Consider the following 5,247-nt stretch of genomic DNA (forward strand, 5'->3'; position numbering starts at 1 on the left):
TTTCGGTTCCCAGCGGCGGCTCGCCGAACTGCTGGGTGTCAACCGCGCGCAGGTGACCCGGTGGCGCAACGGCGAAGGCATCGACGAAACCAACGCCGCCCGAGTTGATCTGCTCGAACTCGTCATGTCCGGGCTGCTACGCCTGTACCCGATGGAGGCGGCTGAGCGGTGGCTGCTCGGCCTGAATCCATCCCTGGGCGATCGCCGGCCGGTGGATCTGATCCGCCGGGGACAGACCGGTGAGGTGCTCGCCGCGATCGCCAACGAGCGCGCGGGTGGGTATGCGTGAGACTGTTTCGGGTATTTCCCTGGGCTCCGGCGGCCACGGCCGGCAGCGCCGGGCATCCGCTCTGGATTCCCCGCTGGTTCCAGGGAGCGGGCCGACACGATGCCCCCGACCACTACGGCTGCCTCTATCTGTCGGAGTCCCCGGCCGCGGCGGTGGCGGAAACCCTCGCGCCGTTTCGGGGCAGCGGCGACCTGCACCCCAGCATGCTGGTCCGCTCCGGTGAGCCCCTGGCGCTGGCCGAACTCGAACTCGCCGATGCCGCCGAGCTGATCGATTTCGATGAGCCGGCCGTACTGGCTGCTGAAGCCCTTCGCCCCTCGGTGATCGCCACCGGCAACCGGACAATCACCCAGCGTTACGCGGTGGATCAGTTCACCCGCCACCCGAATGCAGCCGGGATGCGGTGGTGGTCGACCCTCGAGGCCAGCTGGTTGCAGGTAACGCTCTTCGACCGAGCGTTGGCACGGCTGCGCGTGCATGCCGCCGATTGGCTGGCGATGTCCAGCTCCGCTGTCACCTCCGCGGCGGGCTGGCTCGGCCTCGCGTGACGTCGGAGTCCCCGAATCCTCAGCCGGGTCGCCCTACCTCTTTGACGACTCGACCGCGGACAGGTGTTGACCCGATCTAGGCTTGGACAGATGAGCGAGCCGACGATCATCGACGTGCCGGAGCAGCACCGCTACGAGATCAGCGTGGACGGCGTGCGAGCCGGGGTGGCCCACTACCTCGACACCGGTGTCCAGCGGATCTTCCACCACACCGACGTGGACAAGGCGTTCGGCGGTCGCGGGTTGGGCACCAAGCTGATCGCGGCGGCCCTGGCCGACACCCGCGCCGCCGGCAAACGGATCGTGCCGATGTGCTCCTTCGTCGCGGCCTACGCCGACAAGCACCCCGAGTACGCCGCGATCATCGATCCGGTGACGGCGCAGGCGGAGGCGACGGTGACCGAACGCACCTAGAATCCAGGATGTGAGCGAGAGCCTGGCCAAGCGACTGGTCGACAGGTTCATGCTGTCGGGCATCCGCCCGCCGCTGCCCACCCAGCTCTCGCTGCACCGGCCGGCGCCGGGCACCGTCGACCTGACCGGCAAGCGGGTCCTGGTCACCGGCGCGTCCTCCGGCATCGGCGAGAACGCCGCCGAGCGGTTCGGCCGGACCGGGGCCGTCGTCGTCGGCGTGGCCCGCCGCCAAGACCGGCTGGACGCGCTGGCCGGCCGGATCACCGCCGCCGGCGGCACCGCCCACGCGATCGCCTGTGACCTGCGGGATCTCGACGCGATCGACCGGCTTATCGCCGGGGTCGACGACCGGGTCGGCGGCATCGACATCCTGGTCAACAACGCCGGCAAATCCATCCGCCGGCCGCTGGCGGAGTCGCTGGAGCGCTGGCACGACGCCGAGCGGCTGATGACGCTGAACTACTTTGCGCCGCTGCGGCTGATCCGCGGGTTCGCGCCGGGGATGCTGGAACGGGGCGACGGGCAGATCATCAACGTGGCGTCGTTCGGCATTCTGGCCGAAGGGGTTTCGCAGTTCGGCGTCTACCACGCCGCCAAGGCGGCGCTGGCCGCGGTGAGCCGGGTGATCGAGACCGAGTGGTCCGGCCGCGGCGTGGTCTCCACCACGCTGTACTACCCGAACGTGGACACCCCGATGATCGCCCCGGTCAAGGACTCCATCGACACGCCGATGCTCAGCACCCACGAAGCGGCGGGCTGGATCATCACCGCGGCTCGGCGCCGGCCGGTGCGGATCGCCCCGAAGATCGGTCTCACCGTCCGGGCCCTCGACACGATCAATCCGGCCTGGGCCAACGCGTTGATGGACGGGCTCGGCTGACGTTAACCGCCGGGCGCCACGTCCTCGGCGGTCGCCGCCCAGGCGGTGGCGAACAGCACCAGCCGGGCGGTGACGTAGGCGAAGACCAGCAGACCCAGCACCGGCCCGAACGCCGCGCCAGCCGGGCCGGTGACCACCGACTGCAGGTAGATCGCGCCCAGCTGTTTGAACAGCTCGTAGCCGACCGCGGCGATCGCCCCGGCCCGCATCGCGCTGGCCAGACCGACCGGCTCGCGGGGCAGCCGGGCAATCATCCAGGCGAACAACAACCACGCCACCAGCACCGACGCCAGCACCGACGCCACCCGCAGCAGCCCGCCCAGCAGGGTGAAGTCGGGAACACCGGCCCAGCGCAGGATCGCTCGCATCAGCTTCGGGTCGGCCAGGGCGGTGAGCCCGATGGTGACCAGCATGGCGATGAACGCCCACACCATCGCCACCAGGTCGGAGAGCTTGACGCGGACGAATCCCTCTTTCTCCGAACGGGTCTCCCACATCTCGCTGAGCGCCTCACGCAGGCTCGCGATCCAGCTCAGCCCCATCCACCCGGCGACACCCAGGCCGATGACGCCGACCGAGGCGCGCGACCCGATGGCGGTGTCGATCAACGTGATCAGCTCGGTGCCGAACTGGCCGGGGATCGCGTGCTTGATCCGGCGCTCGATCTCGTCGAGCAGCTCCGGCCGGCGGGACAGCAGGAAACCGCCGACCGAGAACCCGACCATCAGCAGCGGGAAGAGCGCGAAGATGGTGTAGTAGCTCATCGCGGCGGCGAAGAAGTTGCCCTGGCAGTCGTCGTAGCGCCGGTTGGCCCGCAGCACGTGATCGAACCAGCCGTACCGCGCCCGCAGCCGGTCGACGACGCCCGGCCCGGCCTGATCGATCACGGCTGGACTCATCTCGGCGGCAGGAATCCCACCCGGTCGTAGACCCGCTGGATGGTCTTACCGGCCACCTCCCGGGCCCGCTGTGCGCCGGCGGCCAGCACCGCCTCCAGTTCGGCCGGGTCGGCCAGCAGTTCGTCGACCCGGGCCTTGATCGGGGTGACGAACTCGACGACCGCCGCCGCGGTGTCGCCCTTCAGGTCGCCGTAGCCGCGTCCGGCGTAGGCCTCCACCAGCGTGTCGACGGTGGTGCCGGTGACCGCCGCCTGGATGGTCAGCAGGTTGGACACCCCCGGCTTGGTGTCCGGATCGTAGCGGATCTCGCGCTCGCTGTCGGTGACCGCGGAGCGGATCTTCTTGACGGTGGCCGCCGGGTCGTCGAGCAGGTTGATCAGCCCGGCGTCGGTCGCCGCCGACTTGCTCATCTTGGCGGTGGGGTCGGCCAGGTCGTAGATCTTGGCGGTGGCCTTCGGGATCAGCAGGTCCGGGACGACCAGCGCGTCCGGGAAGCGGGCGTTGAACCGCTGCGCGACGTCGCGGGCCAGCTCCAGGTGCTGGCGTTGGTCCTCGCCGACCGGAACCAGTTCGGTGTCGTAGAGCAGCACGTCGGCGGCCTGCAGCACCGGGTAGGTGAACAGGCCCACGGTGGTCGAGTCCGCGCCCTGCTTGGCCGACTTGTCCTTGAACTGGGTCATCCGCGACGCCTGACCGAAACCGGTGAAACAGCCGAGCACCCAGGCGAGCTCGGCGTGGGCCGGCACGTGGCTCTGCACGAAGATGGTGGACCGCTCCGGGTCGATGCCCAGCGCCAGGTACTGCGCGGCGGTGACCAGGGTGCGCCGCCGCAGCGTCGCCGGGTCCTGGGCAACGGTGATCGCATGCAGGTCGACCACGCAGAAGAACGCGTCGTGGTCGTCCTGCAGGTCGACCCAGTGGGTGACCGCGCCCAGCGCGTTGCCCAGGTGCAGCGAGTCGGAGGTGGGCTGCACGCCGGAGAAGACGACGGAACGTGATGCACGGGTACTCATGGTCTGTCGATCCTGTCACGCCGGTGTCCCGGCGCCGCCGCTGCCTGACCCGCCTACATAATAGAGCGATTGCTCGGTTACTGTGTCGTCCGTGCCCCGCCCACGCATCCACGACCCCGATCGGGTGCTGGACGCCGTCGAGGAGCTGGCGGCCCGGTCCGGTCCGGCCGCCGTGACGATCCGGGCGGTCGAGACGGCGGCCGGTGTCTCCAACGGCGCCGTCTACCACAGCTTCGGGTCGCGCGCCGGGTTGGTGGCCGGCGCCTGGCTGCGTGCCGCGCGGCTCTTCCTGGCGCTGCAGCGGCGACTGGTGGCCGAGGCGCTGTCGGGTCAGGCCCGCGGCGCCGTCGAGGCCGTCGTCGCCGCCGCCGATGCCCCGGTGGCCTTCGCCGAACGTCACCCGGATGCGTCGAAGCTGTTGCTGGCGATCCGTGGCGACCAGCTGCTCGGCGACCAGCTGCCGGCCGCGCTCGCCGACCAGCTGCGGAACGTCCACACCGAACTGGTCGACCTGATGATCCGGCTGGCCCTTTCGCTCTGGGGCCGCAAGGACGCCCGCGCGGTGGATACCATCACCACCTGCATCGTCGATCTGCCCACCGCGATCGTGCTCAGCCGGGACCGGCTGGGCAGCAAGACCTCCCGCGATCAGCTGCACGCCGCGGTGCGTGCGGTGCTGGCCGTGGGACCGTGCGAGAAAGGACCAACCCCGACATGACCGTCAACCTGACCTACGACGACAACATCGCCGTCCTGGAACTCGGCGCCGGCGAAAACCGGTTCTCCCCGGAGTTCCTCGACGACGTCGACGCCGCACTCGACGACGCGCTGGCGGCGAACGCCCAGGGCCTGGTCACCACCGCCGGGGGGAAGTTCTACTCCAACGGGCTGGACTTGGACTGGCTGGGCGCGCACAACGACCGGTTCGCCTGGTACGTCGACCGGGTGCACGCCCTGCTCGCCCGGGTGCTGACCCTGCCGGTGCCGACCGCAGCGGCGGTGGTCGGGCACGCCTTCGGCGCCGGCGCGATGCTGGCAATCGCCCACGACTTCCGGGTGATGCGCGCCGACCGGGGCTTCTTCTGCTTCCCCGAGGTGGACATCCGCATCCCGTTCACCCCCGGGATGGCCGCGCTGATCCAGGCCAAGCTGGCGCCGCCGACCGCGGTGGCGTCGATGACCACCGGCCGCCGGTTCGGCGGGG

The 5,247-nt window shown here is 70.3% G+C and carries 8 protein-coding genes; 6 read left to right on the forward strand and 2 right to left on the reverse strand.

Annotated elements, in window-relative coordinates; translation table 11 throughout:
• The 4 genes from AC2VNT_RS06725 to AC2VNT_RS06740 all read left to right on the forward strand — a co-directional run.
• On the forward strand, positions 1 to 289 hold a 289-nt coding region (locus AC2VNT_RS06725; protein WP_486946112.1), incomplete at its 5' end, for a hypothetical protein.
• The gene (locus AC2VNT_RS06730) at positions 286 to 837 is read left to right on the forward strand and encodes an RES family NAD+ phosphorylase (RefSeq protein WP_486946113.1); all 552 of its coding nucleotides are present in this window, start codon (positions 286 to 288) and stop codon (positions 835 to 837) included. The genes AC2VNT_RS06725 and AC2VNT_RS06730, both read left to right, overlap by 4 nt.
• A 90-nt stretch (positions 838 to 927) precedes the next feature.
• A complete protein-coding gene (locus tag AC2VNT_RS06735; RefSeq protein ID WP_486946114.1) occupies positions 928 to 1,251 on the forward strand; it encodes a GNAT family N-acetyltransferase in 324 nt (107 codons plus the stop codon).
• A 10-nt stretch (positions 1,252 to 1,261) separates the two neighbouring features.
• A complete protein-coding gene (locus AC2VNT_RS06740; protein WP_486946115.1) occupies positions 1,262 to 2,131 on the forward strand; it encodes an SDR family oxidoreductase in 870 nt (289 codons plus the stop codon).
• A 2-nt stretch (positions 2,132 to 2,133) separates the two neighbouring features.
• Here the strand turns inward: AC2VNT_RS06740 and yhjD are convergent, their stop codons facing one another.
• Positions 2,134 to 3,030 (reverse strand): inner membrane protein YhjD, encoded by an 897-nt coding sequence (gene yhjD / locus AC2VNT_RS06745; RefSeq protein WP_486946116.1) that lies wholly within the window; start codon positions 3,028 to 3,030, stop codon positions 2,134 to 2,136.
• Positions 3,027 to 4,043 carry a tryptophan--tRNA ligase gene (trpS, locus tag AC2VNT_RS06750; protein ID WP_486946117.1) on the reverse strand — a complete coding sequence of 339 codons (1,017 nt, stop codon included), beginning with the start codon at positions 4,041 to 4,043 and terminating at the stop codon, positions 3,027 to 3,029. Before trpS ends, yhjD begins: the two co-directional genes overlap by 4 nt.
• 91 nt (positions 4,044 to 4,134) lie before the next feature.
• Here trpS and AC2VNT_RS06755 point away from each other — a divergent pair, with 91 nt between their 5' ends.
• On the forward strand, positions 4,135 to 4,761 hold the full coding sequence (locus tag AC2VNT_RS06755; RefSeq protein ID WP_486946118.1) for a TetR family transcriptional regulator: 627 nt from the start codon (positions 4,135 to 4,137) through the stop codon (positions 4,759 to 4,761).
• Positions 4,758 to 5,247 (forward strand): enoyl-CoA hydratase-related protein (locus AC2VNT_RS06760; RefSeq protein ID WP_486946119.1); only part of this gene is annotated, 490 nt, incomplete at its 3' end. The genes AC2VNT_RS06755 and AC2VNT_RS06760, both read left to right, overlap by 4 nt.

This window comes from Mycobacterium sp. TH-M15, from assembly GCF_057473705.1.